This is a genomic window from Mesorhizobium sp. LNHC252B00, from assembly GCF_000502955.1.
Classification (GTDB): Bacteria; Pseudomonadota; Alphaproteobacteria; order Rhizobiales; family Rhizobiaceae; genus Mesorhizobium.
The window spans coordinates 1-17917 of record NZ_AYWO01000040.1; the positions used below are offsets into that span (position 1 = coordinate 1).

Consider the following 17917-nt stretch of genomic DNA (forward strand, 5'->3'; position numbering starts at 1 on the left):
CCATGGCCGCTTTCGCCTCAGCGCAACGACCGTTCTCTCTCCAAAACTTTTTGCAGAACCTTCAGGACACTATCTCGTGCCTACAAAAAAGCCCGCCGCTGTTGAGGGTGAGCGACGGGCCTTGCTATGGCGGCACTGTAACACAGCCGCCTAGGAATGATGCCCCAGATGGGAAAGGAAAGCAGACATGATCGCAGTGTGGTTCGCTATCCCGGCGCGTTTAGTTGGGATCGCCGGACCTTGAGCCCCCGTGGGCACCGCCACCGGCATTGTCGGATCCGCCGCGCTGGTTGTCGGACTGACCTCGCCCGAACTTATAGCCGCTATTGGAGGAGCCTACGTGAACGTGATTCTTGTCACCTGATCCTTTACCGGGACGTGATCCACTTGATTTGGCCACCGCCTCAGAGTTCAAACTTGTGCCGAGCAGAAGTGTTATGGCTGGCGGCGTCACGGCCGCGAAACGGCCAGCCTTCTTCAGAAAGTCGCGGCGCGCTTTGGCCTCCGGAACCTGCTTGTTTTGCCCTGTGCTTTCGGTTGCCATTTCAGCACTCCTTTAAGCTACCCTGGTCTTGCATTGCAAAAAATAACATTGCTCCAAAAGGCTTAGGATAGCGGGTTTCAAGTCTTGATCAGTAGGGAATGGAAACGTTAGTGGGACGCGCATGCCGAAACCAAAATGCTGACTTAAATTCAAATTGCGCACTACCGAGAGCTCGTCAAAGAGTGGGCGCGAGCCCGTAATTTGACGGAACGCGATAGGCATTTCGCGTATCAGTCCGACCTCCTGTATGCTCGGCGCAAGAGCATGGGAGAAAAGCCGTGTCCCGAGAGCGTGACGCGCGTATGTGGCGCGAGGCCGGGAAACTTGTGGAATCCGGCGACTACGAAGGGTGGCAGGTCATCGAATGGGAGCTTCGCAAAAGAGGGTTCCCACGCGCCAAGCTATTGCTTGATAACGATCGGATCCGCGACAAATTGGATCAGCTCTGCAAGAGCGCACANGTTCCCACGCGCCAAGCTATTGCTTGATAACGATCGGATCCGCGACAAATTGGATCAGCTCTGCAAGAGCGCACAGGCGCAACGCGCCTATGCCAACCGGACCTAACGGCCAGAAGCGCCCGCCGCTGTGATCGGCAATGCGTCCGCGCGTTGCGACGAGTCTAACGATCTGCGATCTGCGAAACCAAGACGCGGCTCTGGTTTCGGCGTCGCTTTGCTCAGATCGCCGTCGTGGTCATCCTATCAACCGCCACGATTATCACCATCCGGACCTGTTGTTCGGGCCACAGTGGTTTTCCGAAAGGAAGAGCACAACGGCAACAAAGCAGATCAGGAGAAGCGTCGCAAACGTGTTCGCGATCATCTCACGAGGCATCCAATGATGAGCGCCCGCTACTAGGGTGGCGCAATGACGGGCGCCCCATCTGCTGCGTGGCGACCGTCCTGTCGTCGAGCAGACCAGTCTCGCAATCCTCAGTCCGAGCCATCGAATTGATGCCCCGCAATCACGCTCAAGAAAACCTGCCCGAACTCCTTCAGCTTTGCCGCGCCCACGCCATTCACTTCGGCGAAAGCGTCGAGATCGCGCGGGCGGCGCTCGGCCATGTCGATCAGCGTGCGATCGGAAAATACGACATAGGCAGGCACCTGGCGCTCTTTGGCCAGGCGCAGGCGCAAGGATTTGAGCGTGGCCAGCAGAGATGCATCCACGCCTTCCGCGTTCATACCCTCGGCCGCTCGCATCTTGCGCAAGGCGCGGCTGCGCACCTCTACACGATAGTGGAACGGCATCTCGCCACGACCGAGTGCATGGCCCTTTTCGGCGATGGCGAGACCACCATGGCCGCTCGGATCCGGCTCCAGGAAACCGCCCGCGGCGAGCTGCCGGATCAGCGACAGCCAGAAATCCTTCTTGTGCGCCAGCCCGCTGCCGAAGCTGGCGAGCCTCTGGTGGTTCCTGGCCAGCACCTTCTCGGTTTCATGACCGAGCAGAATGTCGATGACATGGCCGGCACCGAAACGTTCGCCGCTCTGTGCGATGGCCGCCAGGATGGTCCGTGCTTCCGCTCCGCCATCGGCGCGCGGCGCCTGGTCGAGACAGGTGTCGCAATTGCCGCAAGGCTGCGCTTCCTCCCCGAAATAGCCCAGCAGCACCTGGCGGCGGCACTGCGCCGTCTCGCAATAGCCGATCAGCGTGTCGAGCCGGCGATGCGAACGCCTTTTGTGCTCGACGGCGGCATCCTCGTCGTCGATGAACAGCCGCCGCATACGGATGTCGCCAAGGCCGAACAGCATATGCGCTTCCGCATCCCGCCCGTCGCGGCCGGCGCGGCCGATCTCCTGGTAGTAGGCCTCCAGGCTGCCCGGCATATCTGTGTGGAAGACATAGGCGACGTCAGGCTTGTCGATGCCCATGCCGAAGGCGATGGTCGCCACCATGACGACACCGGACAAAGTCATGAAAGCGTTTTGATTCGCATCACGCGCCTCCTTGCTCATGCCGGCATGATAGGCGAGCGCGGTGACGCCGTTCTTTTCGAGGAAGGCTGCCATCTCTTCTGTCTTCTTGCGCGACAGGCAGTAGACGATGCCGCTGCGGCCGGGATGACGCTCGACGAAGCGCAGCAACTGGCGCTTGCTATCCTGCTTGGCCTCGATGGCAAGCTTGATATTCGGCCGGTCGAAGCCCAGCACCAGGGTTTCGACACGCTCGGCGAACAGCCGGGCTTCGATGTCGGTGCGCATGCTCTCGTCGGCGGTCGCGGTCAGCGCGATGATCGGCACATTGGGGAAAATGCCGCGCAGCCGCGACAGGTCCTCATACTCGCGCCGGAACGCCGGGCCCCATTGCGAGATGCAGTGCGCCTCGTCGACGGCGATCAGGCTGATATCGAGCCTGGCCAGCGCGTCGAGCATCCGTTCGCTCATCAGCCGCTCCGGCGCGAGGTAGAGCAGGCGCGTCTGGCCCGAAGCGACGCGTCGCCAGGCGGCGATATTGGCGTCGCGGTCGATCGAGGAGTTGATCGTGTCGGCCGCCACGCCGGCAAGGCGCAAGGCGGCGACCTGATCCTGCATCAACGCCACCAGCGGCGAAACGACAATGGTGAGCCCGCCCAGAACCAGCGCCGGCACCTGGTAGCAGAGCGATTTTCCGGCGCCCGTCGGCATGACAGCCATCACATGCCGCCCGGCCAGCAGCGCATCCATGACATCGGCCTGGCCGGGGCGAAAATCATCGAAGCCGAACACGTCCTTCAGGACGCGCCGCTTGGGATCCTGCTCTTCTGTCGCGATGACAGCCGCCTGCATCACGGAGCGTCCGTGGTCGGCGCGCTTACCGCCATGTCGTACCCGAACTCGGCACAGAAGCGCCCGACGCGGGCGAGAAATGCCGGCGACAGGCCCCTGAGATAGGTCCGCAATTCTTCATTGCTTTCCCATTTTCTCAATGATGTCACCCGAATCGGATTGTCCGGATCCTCGCTGAAGCGAACCCGCGGCGTCAGCCCGAACGACTGCGCGATCCTCTCCTGCATGGCATCGGGCGCGCCGACCATGTCTTCGTAGTGGACAAAAAGTATCTGCCTGTGCGGCTGTGCCTTCTTCAGCTTTATCAGCGCATCGTATTCGGCCAGCCAGCGATGCGGCGTGACGTGGAACCGACGCTCGTTGCGTGTTTGCGGATGCGAACTTGTCAGCGTGTCGAATGGGTGGCGCACGCAGTAAATCAAGCCAATGGACGCAGGCAGCTTCGCCAAATGCGCAAAGCTGCGCGCATCGCGCTTGACGACAAGGTTGGATTCCGGCCGGTCCAGCATGTCCAGGATTGTGTATCGCGCTTCGGGCGGATGGACGAAAGTGTCCTCGAAACACCTCATCAGCCGCTGTGTCAGTGTCGTCCCGCTGCGCGCACAGCCCGAGATGAAAATTCTGTTGGCCGGCGTCGCGCGTGCGTATGTGCGTGTTTGCATGCGCCGTTTCAGGGACAGCGGCACCAGCCGCTGAAACTCCCGCACGACCCTCCGCGTGGCCGCACCGAACGCAACCTCAAGCCTGTGAGCGCCCTTCATCGGCAATTCCGCTTGCACAATACGGCGACCCGATCTTGCATCAGCGCCACCCAGTGCAAAACCCGCCGCTTGGGGCCCACGGCCAAGATGCTCGTCGCCCGCGCTTGCATCAGGCAGACACCGAGCCGACATTTCGTGAATTGGAGAGGATGTGGAAACCGGTCAAAACGACTCTCCGCATGGGCACCTTGCCTTAGCGCAGCAGGCATCGGACCACAACAGGAACAGGTCAGTATAACAGGCCAACCGATCGGCGGCATCGAGCAAGGGCGGGCCTTCCCCAAGGGCACCCGCACCCCGCTGGTTCCCTCACGCACCACGATGTAAGCTCGGCTCAGCAAGCCAGGGAGGGCGCGATGCTGCAGACCAGACAGGATGTTCTCGGCGAGCGGTTCCGGTTGCAGCGAGCCGCCTTCGAGACGCAGCCCTTTCCCGAAATTGGCGTCCGCAAGGACCGCCTGAAGCGCCTACTGGCGCTGACCGAGCGGCATGAGGCCGAGATCTGTGCGGCGATCGACGCCGACTTCGGCGGCCGCTCGGCACACGAGACGCGGCTTGCGGAACTGTTCGTGGTGCGCGCCGGCATCCGCCACGCGCTGTCCCATCTCCGGGGCTGGATGCGCGAACGTCGCGTTGCCACGACCATGCCGTTCCTGCCGGGCAGAAATCGCCTCATCGCGCAGCCGCTCGGTGTCGTCGGCATCGTATCGCCCTGGAACTATCCCTTCCAGCTCGCTGTCGCGCCGGTGACCGCCGCCCTTGCCGCCGGTAACCGCGTGCTCATAAAACCTTCCGAACTGACGCCGGCATTTTCGGCGCTGCTGGCCAAACTCGTTGCCGAGCATTTCGCACCCGATGAGCTCAGCGTCATCACCGGCGATGCGGAGATGGGAAAGGCCTTCGTGTCGATGCCTTTCGATCATTTGCTGTTCACCGGCTCGACATCGGTCGGACGCCAGGTCGCGATCGCGGCGGCCGCCAACCTGACCCCGGTTACGCTCGAACTCGGCGGCAAGTCGCCGGCGATCTTCGATCCGTCATGCGATCTCGACGCGGCGGTATCCAGCGTCGCCTATGGCAAGCTATTGAATGCCGGGCAGACCTGCATCGCACCCGACTATCTGCTGGTGCCGAAGGGACAGGCAGAAACGATCGCTGCCAAGCTCGCAATGGCGATCGCGAAGCTCTACCCGACCTTGCGCGACAACCCCGATTATACCGCCATTATCAGCGACCGGCACCACAAGCGCCTGCGCGACATGATCGTCGAGGCGCGCGATGCCGGCGCCGAAGTCACCGAGATCAACCCGGCCGGAGAGGAACTTGGTGCCACAAGCCGGAAGTTGCCGCCAACCCTGGTCCGCAACGCCGGTGCAAACCTGCGGTTGATGCGCGAAGAGATTTTCGGGCCGGTGCTGCCGATCGTCGAATATAACGGGATCGACGAGGCGATCGGCCATGTGAACCGGGCAGACCGGCCGTTGGCGCTTTACTGGTTCGGCCGCGACAACGGCAATCGTCAACGCATCCTGCATGAGACGGTCGCCGGCGGCGTCACCATCAACGACTGCATGCTGCATCTGGTGCAGGAGAACCAGCCTTTCGGCGGCGTCGGCGCCAGCGGCATGGGCGCCTATCACGGCGAATGGGGCTTCCGCACCTTCAGCAAGGAGAAGCCGGTTTTCCATCAATCCCGCCTGAGCGCCGGGGCCTTGCTGCGCCCGCCCTACGGCAAGACGTTCGAGCGGCTTTTCAGCCTGCTCCGGCACATCACCTGACCGAATGCAGCCGCCCAGCCATCACGACCATCCGCGCATTAAGACTATCTTCACCATCATGCGGCAGCTTCCGCATCCTGCGGTCATGTCTTGAGTACCGCGGCGCCGCAAGCGCCCAGGCAACAACCCGCGCCTCTTCAGGGGCGCGGGTCTTCCCTGCTCGATCTCCCACCGTTAAGCGAGGAAATCGGACCGATGCGGCGTAAAGCTGTCGACCAGCCGCCCCGCTTCGAGCGCCTTGACGCCGTGCACCAGACCGGAGGGCACGATGAAACTGCCGCCGGCCGCAAGGATTTCGGTCCGGCAGTCGATGGTCACCTCGAAGCGACCCTCGGCGACGTAGCTTGCCTGGACATGCGGGTGCGAATGCAGGGCACCGACGCCACCCTTGTCGAAGCCGAATTCGACCATCATCAATTCATCGGTGTGCAGGAGAACGCGTCGCCTGTTGCCGTCCGGCGTCGCCGTCCACGCGCCCTCGCCGGCATGCGCGAAAATCTTTGCGGTCATCTTCTTCTCTCCTCAACGCGCCAGCCAGCCGCCATCCACCGGCACCACCGCGCCATGCATGTAGTTCGACGCCGGCGCCAGTAGGAACACGGCGGCATCGCCAATGTCTGCCGCTTCGCCCCAGCGGCCGGCCGGTATGCGCGCCAGGATGGCGGCGCTGCGGTCGGGATCGGCGCGCAGCGCCTGCGTGTTGTTGGTCTCGATATAGCCCGGCGCGATGGCGTTGACGTTGATGCCCTTTCGCGCCCATTCGCAGGCGAGCAGCCGGGTGATGCCGAGCACGCCATGCTTCGAGGCGGTATAGGACGCGACCCGGATGCCACCCTGGAAACTCAGCACCGAGGCGATGTTGACGATCTTTCCCTGGCGCCCGCCGGCCAGGACACGCCTGGCAAAGGACTGGCAGAGCAAGAAAGCCGTCTTCAAATTGAGGTCCATGACGTCGTCCCAATCGGTCTCGCTGAGATCGACGGCATCGGCGCGGCGGATGATCCCGGCATTGTTGACCAGCCCGTCGAGCGGACCGCTTTCCTCCCAGATACGGTCGAGCAACGGACCTGCTGACGACGTATCGGCAAGATCGGCGCTGACCGCCTCGAATTGTCCGCCCAAAGCGGCGACCCTGCTTGCCGTATCGTCCATCGACGAGCGGCCGACGCCGATCACCACGCCGCCGGCGCGTGCGATCGACACCGCGATGCCTTGGCCGATGCCGGTGTTGGCGCCGGTCACCAGAATGCGCTTTCCGGCAAGGCTGAAGGCGGAGAGGTCGCTCACCGCAGATCGTCCAAGCTTACCGGATCGACATCGGTATAGTCGACATTGTCCCCGGCCATCGCCCAGATGAAAGCGTAGTTGGAGGTGCCGGCGCCCGAATGGATCGACCAGCCCGGCGACAGCACCGCTTCCTCGTTGCGCACCACCAGATGGCGCGTTTCGTCCGGCTCGCCCATGAAGTGGAAGACGCGCGCCGTCTCGGCCAGGTCGAAATAGAGATAGGCCTCCATGCGCCGGTCATGCACATGGCACGGCATGGTGTTCCACACCGAGCCCGGCGCCAGCTGCGTCATGCCGACCACCAGCTGGCAGGTCTTTGCACCCTCGGCATGGATGAACTGGAAGATCGAGCGTTCGTTGCAGGCATCCTTGCTGCCGAGATCGAGGCGCTTGGCATTGCCGATGCGGATCAGCCGGCTGGGCCAGGCGTGATGCGCCGGCGCGCTGAGCAGATAGAATTTTGCCGGCACACCCTTGTCCGCCGACGCGAACGACACGTCGGCTGTTCCCATGCCGAGATAGAGCATGTCGCGCGCCTGCAATTCAAAGGACTGGCCGCCGGCCTCGATGACGCCTGCCCCACCGATGTTGACGGCGATCAGCTCGCGGCGGTCGAGGAAGTTCTTGGTGCCAGTCGGCTTGATCGCCTCCAGTTGAAGCGGCAAGCCGGTCGGCACGGCACCACCGACGATCATGCGGTCATAATGGGTGTAGGTCAGGCTGATGCGGCCGGGCTGGAACAGGCCGTCAATGTGGAAATTGTGACGCAGCTCATCGGTTCCCATCGCCGCGGCGGCGACCGGATCGATGGCAAATCGTGAGGTGAAGTCGGTATGGCTCTGGCTCATTATAGTCCTGACTTGAGATGATTATTCGCCGCTAGCGGCGGCTTTGACCGAGTCGGTGTAGAAAGCCTGACGCGCATGCAGGCGCTCGCGGTAGCGCTGCTGGCTGGCGGTGAGGTGTTTCCGCATCGCCTCACGCGCAGCCTCGGCATCGCCCGATGTAATGGCGTTGAGGATCACCAGATGCTCGCGCTGCAGCCCGCGCTGGTAGCTGTCGGACTGCACAAGCTCGGTCGACCAGGGAGAAGTCACGTCGCACGGAATGGCACGCCGGCCGAGCACGTCGAGCATCTCGACATAGAACGGGTTGTTGGTGGCGCTGGCGATCGCGCGGTGGAAGGCGAGGTCGGCCGGGCCGGTCGGCTCGCTGGCGAGCAGCAGCCGCTCGAACTCGAAGAACGCTTCCTGGATCGCCGCCTCCTGCGCGGCGTTGCGGCGGATGGCGGCGATCCCGGCCGATTCGATCTCGATCGCAAGCCGCACTTCGAGCACGTTGAGCGCGATCGAATCCTTGCTGCCCATGTCGGCGGCCAGCGCGCCGAACATCGTCGAGATGTGCTCGGTGACGAAGACGCCGGCGCCTTGGCGCGGCTCGACCAGCCCATCGGCGGCAAGCTTGGCCAGGGCCTCGCGGATGACGGTGCGGCTGACGCCGAAGGTCTCGGTCAGTTGGCCCTCGGTCGGCAATTTGTGGCCAGGCTGAATCTCGCCCGCCTGCAACTGCCTGCGGATCGCCGCGACGACGGTTTCCGACAGCTTGGGTTTTCTCTCGACCTTGAGGTCGGTTGCGGCAGCGGACACGTGGTGGTCTCCTTAAGCAATCCCGGAAAAGCGTGAAACGGTTTTCCGTCCGGAATTGCGTCAAAACTCTAGTGGAACAGGCTCGGCAGCCACAATGAAATCTCCGGTATGTAGGTGACAAGCATCAACACGACGAAAGCCGCGCCGTAGAACGGCCAGATCGAGCGCATCGCCGTCCAGATCGGGATCCGTCCGATGGCGCAGCTGACGAACAGCACCGCCCCCACTGGTGGCGTGCACAGGCCGATGCCGAGATTGAGGATCAGGATGACGCCGAAATGCACGGGGTCTACGCCATAGGCCATCACCACGGGCAGGAAGATCGGCGTGGTGATGATGATCAGTGGCGACATGTCCATGAACGTGCCGAGGATGAGCAGCACCACATTGATCATCAGCAGGATGACCAGCTTGTTGTCGGACACGGACTGCAGAAAGGCGACGAGCGCGGCAGGGACCCTGAGATAGGCCAGCAGCCAGCCGAAGGCGGCAGCACAGCCGATGATCATCAGCACCATTGCCGTCGTGCGCACCGCCGCCGTTGTGGCGGCGACGAAGTCGTTCCAGCTCATCGAGCGGTAAATGGCAAGCGTCACCAGGAAGGCGTAGACGATGGCGATGCACGAGCTTTCAGTGGCCGTGAAGATGCCGGAGCGGACGCCGCCGAAGATAATGCCGATCAGGACCAGGCCTGGAATCGCGGCGACAAGCAGTTGCAATGCGCGGCCGAAACCCGCGAACGGCTCGGTCGGATAGCCGCGACGGCTGGCGACCCAATAGGCGGTGATCATCAGGGACAGCGCCAGCAGCAAGCCGGGTATGACGCCCGCGGTGAACAGGTCGGCGATCGAGATGCGCCCGCCGGCAGAGATTGAATAGATGATCATGTTGTGCGAGGGCGGGATCAGCAGCGCAATGATGGCGCCGACGGAGGTGATGTTGACGGCATAGTCGACGCCATAGCCGCGCGCCTTCATCTGCGGGATCATCAACCCGCCGACCGCCGAAGCATCGGCCACGGCCGAGCCGGAAATGCCGCCGAACATGGTCGAGGCAGCGATGTTGACCTGCCCCAGCCCGCCGCGCAGGTGACCGACCAAGGAACCGGCCAGCGCCACCAGCCTGGCGGCAATGCCGCCACGCACCATCAGGTCGCCGGCGAAGATGAAGAACGGGATGGCCATCAGCGAAAATACGCTGACGCCGGAGTTGAGACGCTGGAACACCACGAGCGGCGGCAGGTCCAGCACCAGCACCGTCGCGAAGCTGGCGACGCCGAGGCAGAACGCGATCGGTGTGCCGATGATCAGCAGGAAGACGAAGGTGCCGAACAGAACCGTCAGTGCCATCACAGACCCTCCTCGCCCGTGGCGTACTGATCAGCATCGACCGGCAGTCCGGCAAACCGCCCGGCCAGCCGCTCAAGCGAAAACAGGCAGACAAGCGCGCCGCCCAGGATGACCGGCAGGAAACCGACGCCGCCCGGGAAGGCAAGAGACGGCATCACCGTGTTCCAGGTCAGCCTGGCAAGCTGGACACCGTAGACGATCATGCCGGCGCCGAAGGCGAGCACGACGATGTCCGAAATGCTGCGCAGCACCGCCTTGGCGGCGGTCGGCAGGAAATAGAGCAACACATCGAACCCCAGATGGGTGCGCTCGCGAACACCGACCGCTGCCCCCAGGAAGATGAACCAACCCATCAAAAGCACCGAGAAGGGTTCCGTCCAGCTTGGCGAACTGTTGAGGATATAGCGTGAAAATACCTGCCAGAAGATGATCACCGTCATCAGGGTCAGCCCGATGCCGCTGACCCACAGCGCAAGCTTCGCCAATCCTGACAGCAGCCGCTCTATTGCGAGCCAAAATGGTTTCATATGCGCGCCTCCCCCGGATGATGGCGCGGACAACGCGCCATCATTAGCCACGAACGAATTTACTTGGTTGCCTGGATACGCGACGCGAGGTCTTTCAACTCGGGCGTCGACAGATACTTGTCGTAGACCGGCTTCATCGCATCGATCAGCGGCTGTTTGTCGATCTCGCTGACCTTGACGCCGGCCTTCTCGACAATGTCGCGCGACTTCTTCTCCTGCGCGTCCCACAGTTCGCGCATCTTGACGACGCTGTCTTTTGCCGCTTGCCGGACGATCGCCTGGTCTTCCGGCGTGAGCTTGTCCCAGCTCGCCTTCGACATCACCAGCACTTCCGGAACGATCTGGTGCTGGTCCATGGTGTAGTGCTTGGCAACCTCGTAGTGCTTGGCGGATTCGAAACTCGGCCAGTTGTTCTCGGCGCCGTCGATGACACCGGTCTGCAGAGCCGAATAGACCTCGCCATAGGCCATCGGCGTGGCATTGGCGCCCAACGCGTTGACCATGTCGACGAACACATCGGACTGGATGACACGGAATTTCATGCCCTTCATGTCGGCCATCGAAGTGATGTCCTTCTTGGTGTTGTAGAAGGAGCGGGCGCCGGAATCGTAGAAGGCGAGGCCGACGAGGTCATGCGCCTCGAAAGCCTTCAGGATCTCATCCCCGATCGGCCCATCCATCACATGACGCATATGGTCGACCGACCGGAACATGTACGGCAGGGACGGAACCGCCGTTTCCGGCACGACGCCGTTGAACGGTCCCATCGAGACGCGGTTGAGGTCGATGACGCCGGCCTGGGTCTGCTCGATCGTGTCTTTTTCCTCTCCGAGTTGCGCCGAATGGTAGACCTCGACCGAATAGCGGCCATTGGTGCGCTGCTTGATCAGGTCGCCCATGTATTTGACCGCCTCGACGGTCGGATAGCCGTCGGGATGGGTATCCGATGACCTCAGCACGGTGTCGGCATTGGCAATGCCGACCAGCAGCGAGCCGAAGGCAAATGTGGCCGCCGTCAATTTCGAAAAATGCAACATGACTTCCTCCCTTTTAAGATCGTAGCGCCCGGCTCAGAGCCGGTACGCCTTCTTCGCAAGCGTGTAGGCAAGCTCCCGCGCCAGCTCATGCGCCTCGTCCTCGCGCAGCCTGTGCTCGGCGACGAGACGCGCGAGGAACGCGCAGTCGACCCGGCGCGCCACATCGTGACGCGCCGGAATGGATGGGAAGGCGCGGGTGTCGTCGTTGAAGCCGACGGTGTTGTAGAAGCCGGCCGTCTCGGTGGTCATCTCGCGGAAGCGCCGCATGCCTTCCGGGCTGTCGTGAAACCACCAGGCCGGCCCTAGCTTCAGCGCCGGATAGACGCCGGCAAGCGGCGCCAGTTCGCGCGCGTAGCTGGTCTCGTCGAGCGTGAAGAGGATGATCGTGAGGTCGCGTTCCAGCCCGACGCAGTCGAGCAACGGTTTCAGCGCCGTCACATAGTCGGTCCGGGTCGGGATATCGAAACCCTTGTCGCGACCGAATCTTTGGAAAACGGCCGTCGAATGGTTGCGCCAGGAACCGGGATGGATCTGCAGCACAAGCCCGTCGTCGAGGCTCATCTTGGCCATCTCGGTCAGCATCTGGGCGCGGAACAGTTTCCGCTCGCGCTCGTCGTCGGAACCGCGGCGAATCCGATTGAACAGCTCCTCGGCCGCCGCTTCGGAGAGATTGGCGGTCTCCGCCGTTGGATGGCCGTGATCGGACGAGGTCGCGCCAAAACTCTTGAAGAAGGCGCGCCGCTGGCGATGCGCATCGAGATAGCCGGTCCAGTTGCCGGTGTCGCAGCCGGTGATTTCGCCGAGCCGGTCGAGATTGGTTGAAAACCCCTCGAAGTCGGGATCGACGACGGCGTCGGGCCGGTAAGCCGTCACGACACGGCCCTGCCAACCACTGTCGCGGATCATCTGGTGCCATTTGAGATCGTCGAGCGCGCCCTCGGTCGTCGCGATGACCTCGATGTTGAAGCGCTCGAACAGGGCGCGCGGGCGGAAATTCTCCCACTGCAGCAGCGTTGCGATCATGTCGTAATGGCTGTCGGCGGTCGCCGCGGTCAGCGGTTCGCCGATGCCGAACAGATCGGCGAGCACATGATCGAGCCACAGCCGGGTCGGCGTACCCCGAAACAGATAATAGTGCTCGGCAAAGCGCCGCCAGATCGTCCGGCCGTCGGTCTCCACGGGCGCGCCGTCGAGCGTCGCCACGCCGAGATCCTCAAGGCGAACCCCCTGGCTGAACAGCATGCGGAAGATGTAGTGGTCCGGCACGATGAGCAATTGCGCCGGATCCGGGAACGGCTCGTTCAGCGCGTACCAGCGCGGATCGGTGTGACCATGCGGGCTGACCAGGGGTAGATCCTTGATCCCGGCATAGAGATCGCGGGCGATCGAGCGCGAATGCGCCTCGGCGGGAAACAGCAAATCCGCATCGGTCAGTGCCACGATCATCCTCCCAGAGCCGCTATCGGTAGGGTCGACAAGAAATAATGTCAACATACAAAAATTAGATTGTTGTATGATGACTTTTCGGCCCATTGTGTGGCGGGAAATCGAATGTTACGCCGCTCGCCGACCATTCCCCGAGGCCATTTCATGCCATCCGATCAGACCAGCCGCATCACGACGATCAAACGCCTTTCCGGCAACACAGTGCCGTCATTGCCGGCTTCGGTCGTGACACCTTCGTATGATCGCAGCCACGTCGTCCCGGGCATCGTGCATCTCGGTGTCGGCGCCTTCCATCGCGCCCATCAGGCGGCTTATGTCGATGATTGCCTGGCGGCCGGCGAGACAGGCTGGGGCATCGTCGGTGTGTCGCTGCGCAGCGCCGACACGCGCGACGCGCTCATGCCGCAGGATGGGCTCTATACGCTGGCAATCAGAAGCAGTGGAACCGAAAAGCTTCAGGTCATCGGCTCGATCGCCTCGATGCTGGTGGCGCCGGAAGACCCAAGCGCGGTGCTGGCCGCGCTGACCGATCCGCGCACGCGCATCGTCACGCTGACGATCACCGAAAAGGCCTATCTGCGGGCGGCTGGCGGTGGATTGGACGCCGCTCATCCCGATATCGTCAACGACCTGGCAAATCCGAGCATGCCGAAGACGGCGCATGGTTTTCTGGCCAAGGCGCTTGCCCAGCGACGCGCAGCCGGCACGCCGCCATTCACCGTGCTGTGCTGCGACAACCTGCCGGCCAACGGGGCCACGCTGCACCGGCTGCTGATTGAATTCGCCGAAATGCGAGATGCCAGGCTCGGCGCGAAGGGCGATGCCACACTCGCCAAACACATCGCCGATGCGGTCGCCTTTCCGTCGAGCATGGTCGACCGCATCGTACCGGCGACCACAGATGCCGACCGGGCGCGAATCGCTGTCGAGCTTGGCGTCGAAGATGCATGGCCCGTCATGACCGAGCCTTTCTCCCAATGGGTGATCGAAGACAATTTTCCGACGGGCCGGCCGGCCTGGGAAAAATTCGGCGCCACCATGGTCGACGACGTCAGGCCGTTCGAAGACATGAAGCTACGCCTGCTTAACGGATCGCATTCGGCGATCGCCTACCTTGGCCTGCTCAGCGGCCATGCCACCGTCGATCGCGCCTTCGCCGATCCGGCGATACGGGCCTTTGTCGATAGACTCTGGGCCGAGGCTATCCCGACGCTGCCAAAAAATGCCGGGCTCGACACTGCAAGTTATACCGCCGAGCTGGCAGAACGCTTCTCAAACAAAGCACTTGCCCACCGCACGGCGCAGATCGCCAATGACGGCAGCCAGAAACTGCCGCAGCGCATCGTCGCTTCCGCCTTGGAGAGCATCGAAGCCGGCGCTGTGCCCGAACACCTGACACTGGCGATCGCCGCCTGGATCGCGGCCTGCGAAGCACGCAGCAAGACCTTGCCGGAGAGCCATTTCACCGATCCGCTTGACGCGCCGTTGACGGCAATCGGCGACAAGCGCCTGTCGGCTGCGGAAACCGTCGTGTCGGTTTTTGATCTGGCTGGCTTTGCCAAGGAGGAGTCCGGGCGCGCAAACCTGATATTTCTCACGACCGCCCATCTCGAACAGTTACGCCGTGGCGGACCGGCTGCTGCCTTCGCTGCATTGGGCATCTAACAAAAAAGCGAGGCAAGGCCCCGCTTTTCGATCAATCGTCTGAAGCAGTCTTTAGGCCGGCAAGATGGCAGCTTCCAGCGTGGTGAGCTGGCTAAGGAACTGTTCAGCCTTGCTTCGCACCTGGTCGTCCTTGGCGTCGGCGGCGTCTTCCCTGGCTTCCTGGATGCGGCGCGCGAGATCGGCGCGGTCGACATCCTTCACCGCGACAGCCGATTCCGCCAGCAGCGTGCAACCGGCCGAAACGATGTCGGCGAAGCCGCCGAACACCACATAGCGTTCTTCACCGCCCGCCGCGGTCTTCACCGTGACGACACCCGGCTTGATCGTGGTCATGACCGGCGCGTGATGCGCCATCACGGTCATCTCGCCTTCGGCGCCCGGAATGACGACGGATTCAACCTCGGCGGAAACAAGCAGGCGCTCCGGCGAGACCAGTTCGAACTTGAAAGCTTCAGCCATGTCAATTTAGCGAATAGCGAATAGCGAGTAGCGAGTAGTCAGAAGAATTCGCCGGCCCATATTCCCTATTCGCTACTCCCTATTCGCTATTCGCTTGATTACGCCGCTTCAGCCGCGAGGCGCTGCGCCTTCTCGACTGCTTCCTCGATGCCGCCGACCATGTAGAAGGCAGCTTCCGGAAGGTGATCGTAGTCGCCGTTGCAGAGGCCCTTGAAGCCCTTGATGGTGTCGGCGAGGTCGACCAGCTTGCCCGGCGCGCCCGTGAACACTTCGGCGACGAAGAAGGGCTGCGACAGGAAGCGCTCGATCTTGCGGGCGCGGGCCACGGTCTGCTTGTCCTCTTCCGACAGCTCGTCCATGCCCAGGATGGCGATGATGTCCTGCAGCGACTTGTAGCGCTGGAGGATCGACTGCACCTGGCGCGCGACGCCATAGTGCTCTTCTCCGACGACCAGCGGGTCGAGCATGCGTGAGGTCGAATCCAGCGGATCGACGGCCGGGTAGATGCCCTTTTCGGCGATGGCGCGGTTGAGCGTCGTCGTCGCGTCAAGGTGGGCGAACGAGGTCGCCGGCGCCGGATCGGTCAAGTCGTCGGCGGGCACGTAGATGGCCTGCACCGAGGTGATCGAGCCCTTGGTGGTGGTGGTGATGCGTTCCTGCAGCGCGCCCATGTCGGTGGCGAGCGTCGGCTGATAGCCGACCGCCGACGGGATACGGCCGAGCAGAGCCGACACTTCCGAACCCGCCTGCGTGAAGCGGAAGATGTTGTCGACGAAGAACAGCACGTCCTGACCCTGGTCACGGAAATATTCGGCAACCGTCAGGCCGGTCAGGCCGACGCGGGCACGCGCGCCCGGCGGCTCGTTCATCTGGCCGTAGACGAGTGCGGCCTTGGAGCCTTCGCCGCCGCCCTTCTTGTTGACGCCGGATTCGATGAACTCGTGATAGAGATCGTTGCCTTCGCGGGTGCGCTCGCCGACGCCGGCGAACACCGAGTAGCCGCCATGCGCCTTGGCGATGTTGTTGATCAGTTCCTGGATCAGCACGGTCTTGCCGACGCCGGCGCCGCCAAACAGGCCGATCTTGCCGCCCTTGGCGTAGGGAGCCAACAGGTCGAGCACCTTGATGCCGGTGATCAGGATCTGTGCTTCCGTAGACTGCTCGACATAGGTCGGAGCCGGCTGGTGGATGGAGCGCATTTCGATCGCGTCGACAGGGCCTTCTTCGTCGACCGGCTCGCCGATGACATTGATGATGCGGCCGAGCATGCCCGGGCCGACCGGCACGGTGATCGGCGCGCCGGTGTCACGCACGTCCTGGCCGCGAACCAGACCTTCGGTCGAGTCCATGGCGATGCAGCGCACGGTGTTTTCGCCCAAATGCTGGGCAACTTCGAGCACGAGGCGGTTGCCGACATTGGTCGTTTCGAGCGCGTTCAGGATCGCCGGCAGGTGATCGCCGAACTGCACGTCGACAACGGCGCCGATGACCTGGCGAACCTTGCCTACAACGCCGGTTGCCTTGCTGGCCACGGCGGCCGTCCTGGCCGGAGCTGCCTTCGCTGCTGGAGCCTTGGCCGCCGCCTTCGCGGGGGCTGCGGTCTTCGCGGCTGCTGCCTTCGGAGCTGCCTTCTGGGGGGTCGCTGCTTTCGCCATCGTCTTTACCCTTTTTCGTCCTTTGTTTCTCACGCGATCCGGTCGCGGGTCGATGACCCGCGGACCGCGCCTAGAGCGCCTCGGCGCCCGAAATGATTTCGATCAGTTCCTTGGTGATCTGCGCCTGCCGCTGTCGGTTGTAGGTGATCGACAGCTTGTTGATCATCTCGCCGGCGTTGCGCGTCGCATTGTCCATGGCGCTCATCTTGGCGCCCATTTCGCCGGCCGCGTTTTCGAGCAGCGCCCGGAAAACCTGCACCGAGATGTTGCGCGGAATGAGGTCGGAGAGAATTTCGCCCGGCTCCGGTTCGTACTCATAGACGGCGTTTCCGCCATCCGTCACTTCCGCCTGAGCCGAAGCAACGCCCGCCGGAATGATCTGCTGCGCTGTCGGAATCTGGCTGATCACCGACTTGAACTGCGAATAGAACAACGTGCAGATGTCGAAGCTGCCCTCGTTGAAGAGCTGGATGACCTTCTTGGCGATGGCATCGGCGTTGACGAAACCAAGCGTCTTGACCTCGCGCAGATCGACGCGGTCGATGATCAACGACGCATAGTCGCGGCGCAGGATGTCGAAACCCTTCTTGCCGACGCAGATGATCTTGACGTGCCTGCCGTCGGCCAGCAGCTTGCGGATATGGTCTCGCGCGTGACGGGCGATCTGCGAATTGAAGCCGCCGCACAGGCCGCGCTCGGCAGTGCAGACGACGAGCAGATGCACGTCATCCTTGCCAGTGCCGGTCATCAGCGCCGGGGCGTCGCCACCGCCGCCGATCGCCTGGGTGATGTTGGCCAGCACGGAACCCATGCGCTCCGAATAGGGGCGCGCCGCTTCCGCGGCCTCTTGCGCGCGGCGCAGCTTCGCCGCGGCGACCATCTGCATCGCCTTGGTGATCTTCTGCGTCGCCTTGACCGAGGCGATGCGATTACGAAGGTCTTTTAATGAAGGCATGCTTCAAACCTGATCCCGTCTTGTCTCATCCCGACTG

General features: G+C 62.8%; 16 protein-coding genes. 2 read left to right on the plus strand and 14 right to left on the minus strand.

Going from position 1 to position 17917, the window contains the following annotated elements; all coding sequences use genetic code 11:
• Window positions 1-220 precede the first annotated feature (220 nt).
• The 3 genes from X744_RS1000000172835 to X744_RS142670 all read right to left on the minus strand — a co-directional run bounded on the left by X744_RS1000000172835 (window position 221) and on the right by X744_RS142670 (window position 3977).
• Window positions 221-544, minus strand: a complete 324-nt coding sequence (locus X744_RS1000000172835; protein WP_084025720.1) for a hypothetical protein — start codon at window positions 542-544, stop codon at window positions 221-223.
• Window positions 545-1479: 935 nt separating this feature from the next.
• On the minus strand, window positions 1480-3315 hold the full coding sequence (recQ, locus tag X744_RS142675; RefSeq protein WP_023762480.1) for a DNA helicase RecQ: 1836 nt from the start codon (window positions 3313-3315) through the stop codon (window positions 1480-1482).
• The gene (locus X744_RS142670) at window positions 3315-3977 is read right to left on the minus strand and encodes a sulfotransferase (RefSeq protein ID WP_245266847.1); all 663 of its coding nucleotides are present in this window, start codon (window positions 3975-3977) and stop codon (window positions 3315-3317) included. The genes recQ and X744_RS142670 overlap by 1 nt, the downstream gene beginning before the upstream one ends.
• 455 nt (window positions 3978-4432) lie before the next feature.
• On the opposite strand from X744_RS142670, the gene X744_RS142665 reads away from it, so the two are divergent.
• Window positions 4433-5854 (plus strand): coniferyl aldehyde dehydrogenase, encoded by a 1422-nt coding sequence (locus X744_RS142665; RefSeq protein ID WP_023762482.1) that lies wholly within the window; start codon window positions 4433-4435, stop codon window positions 5852-5854.
• A gap of 174 nt (window positions 5855-6028) precedes the next feature.
• Here X744_RS142665 and X744_RS142660 read toward each other — a convergent pair whose 3' ends face one another.
• From X744_RS142660 to uxaC, 8 genes are all read right to left on the minus strand, one after another.
• Window positions 6029-6364 carry a cupin domain-containing protein gene (locus tag X744_RS142660; RefSeq protein ID WP_023762483.1) on the minus strand — a complete coding sequence of 112 codons (336 nt, stop codon included), beginning with the start codon at window positions 6362-6364 and terminating at the stop codon, window positions 6029-6031.
• Window positions 6365-6376: 12 nt separating this feature from the next.
• Window positions 6377-7141, minus strand: coding sequence for a 2-dehydro-3-deoxy-D-gluconate 5-dehydrogenase KduD (gene kduD, locus X744_RS142655; protein WP_023762484.1), 765 nt, complete (start codon window positions 7139-7141; stop codon window positions 6377-6379).
• Window positions 7138-7989, minus strand: coding sequence for a 5-dehydro-4-deoxy-D-glucuronate isomerase (kduI, locus tag X744_RS142650; RefSeq protein WP_023762485.1), 852 nt, complete (start codon window positions 7987-7989; stop codon window positions 7138-7140). Before kduI ends, kduD begins: the two co-directional genes overlap by 4 nt.
• Before the next feature lie 21 nt (window positions 7990-8010).
• A complete protein-coding gene (locus X744_RS142645) occupies window positions 8011-8787 on the minus strand; it encodes a FadR/GntR family transcriptional regulator (protein ID WP_023762486.1) in 777 nt (258 codons plus the stop codon).
• A 68-nt stretch (window positions 8788-8855) separates the two neighbouring features.
• On the minus strand, window positions 8856-10136 hold the full coding sequence (locus tag X744_RS142640) for a TRAP transporter large permease (protein WP_023762487.1): 1281 nt from the start codon (window positions 10134-10136) through the stop codon (window positions 8856-8858).
• The gene (locus X744_RS142635) at window positions 10136-10663 is read right to left on the minus strand and encodes a TRAP transporter small permease (RefSeq protein ID WP_031261209.1); all 528 of its coding nucleotides are present in this window, start codon (window positions 10661-10663) and stop codon (window positions 10136-10138) included. Before X744_RS142635 ends, X744_RS142640 begins: the two co-directional genes overlap by 1 nt.
• Window positions 10664-10722: 59 nt before the next feature.
• Window positions 10723-11700, minus strand: a complete 978-nt coding sequence (locus X744_RS142630; RefSeq protein WP_023762489.1) for a TRAP transporter substrate-binding protein — start codon at window positions 11698-11700, stop codon at window positions 10723-10725.
• A gap of 33 nt (window positions 11701-11733) precedes the next feature.
• Window positions 11734-13143 carry a glucuronate isomerase gene (uxaC, locus tag X744_RS142625; RefSeq protein ID WP_198032285.1) on the minus strand — a complete coding sequence of 470 codons (1410 nt, stop codon included), beginning with the start codon at window positions 13141-13143 and terminating at the stop codon, window positions 11734-11736.
• A 147-nt stretch (window positions 13144-13290) separates the two neighbouring features.
• Here uxaC and X744_RS142620 point away from each other — a divergent pair, with 147 nt between their 5' ends.
• Window positions 13291-14811 carry a mannitol dehydrogenase family protein gene (locus X744_RS142620; RefSeq protein ID WP_023762491.1) on the plus strand — a complete coding sequence of 507 codons (1521 nt, stop codon included), beginning with the start codon at window positions 13291-13293 and terminating at the stop codon, window positions 14809-14811.
• Window positions 14812-14862: 51 nt separating this feature from the next.
• Here X744_RS142620 and X744_RS142615 read toward each other — a convergent pair whose 3' ends face one another.
• The 3 genes from X744_RS142615 to X744_RS142605 form a co-directional block, all read right to left on the minus strand.
• Complete coding sequence (locus tag X744_RS142615; protein WP_023762492.1) at window positions 14863-15270, minus strand: F0F1 ATP synthase subunit epsilon; 408 nt, start codon at window positions 15268-15270, stop codon at window positions 14863-14865.
• A gap of 98 nt (window positions 15271-15368) precedes the next feature.
• Complete coding sequence (gene atpD / locus X744_RS142610) at window positions 15369-16925, minus strand: F0F1 ATP synthase subunit beta (protein ID WP_023762493.1); 1557 nt, start codon at window positions 16923-16925, stop codon at window positions 15369-15371.
• A gap of 70 nt (window positions 16926-16995) precedes the next feature.
• On the minus strand, window positions 16996-17880 hold the full coding sequence (locus tag X744_RS142605; RefSeq protein WP_023762494.1) for a F0F1 ATP synthase subunit gamma: 885 nt from the start codon (window positions 17878-17880) through the stop codon (window positions 16996-16998).
• Window positions 17881-17917 lie beyond the last annotated feature (37 nt).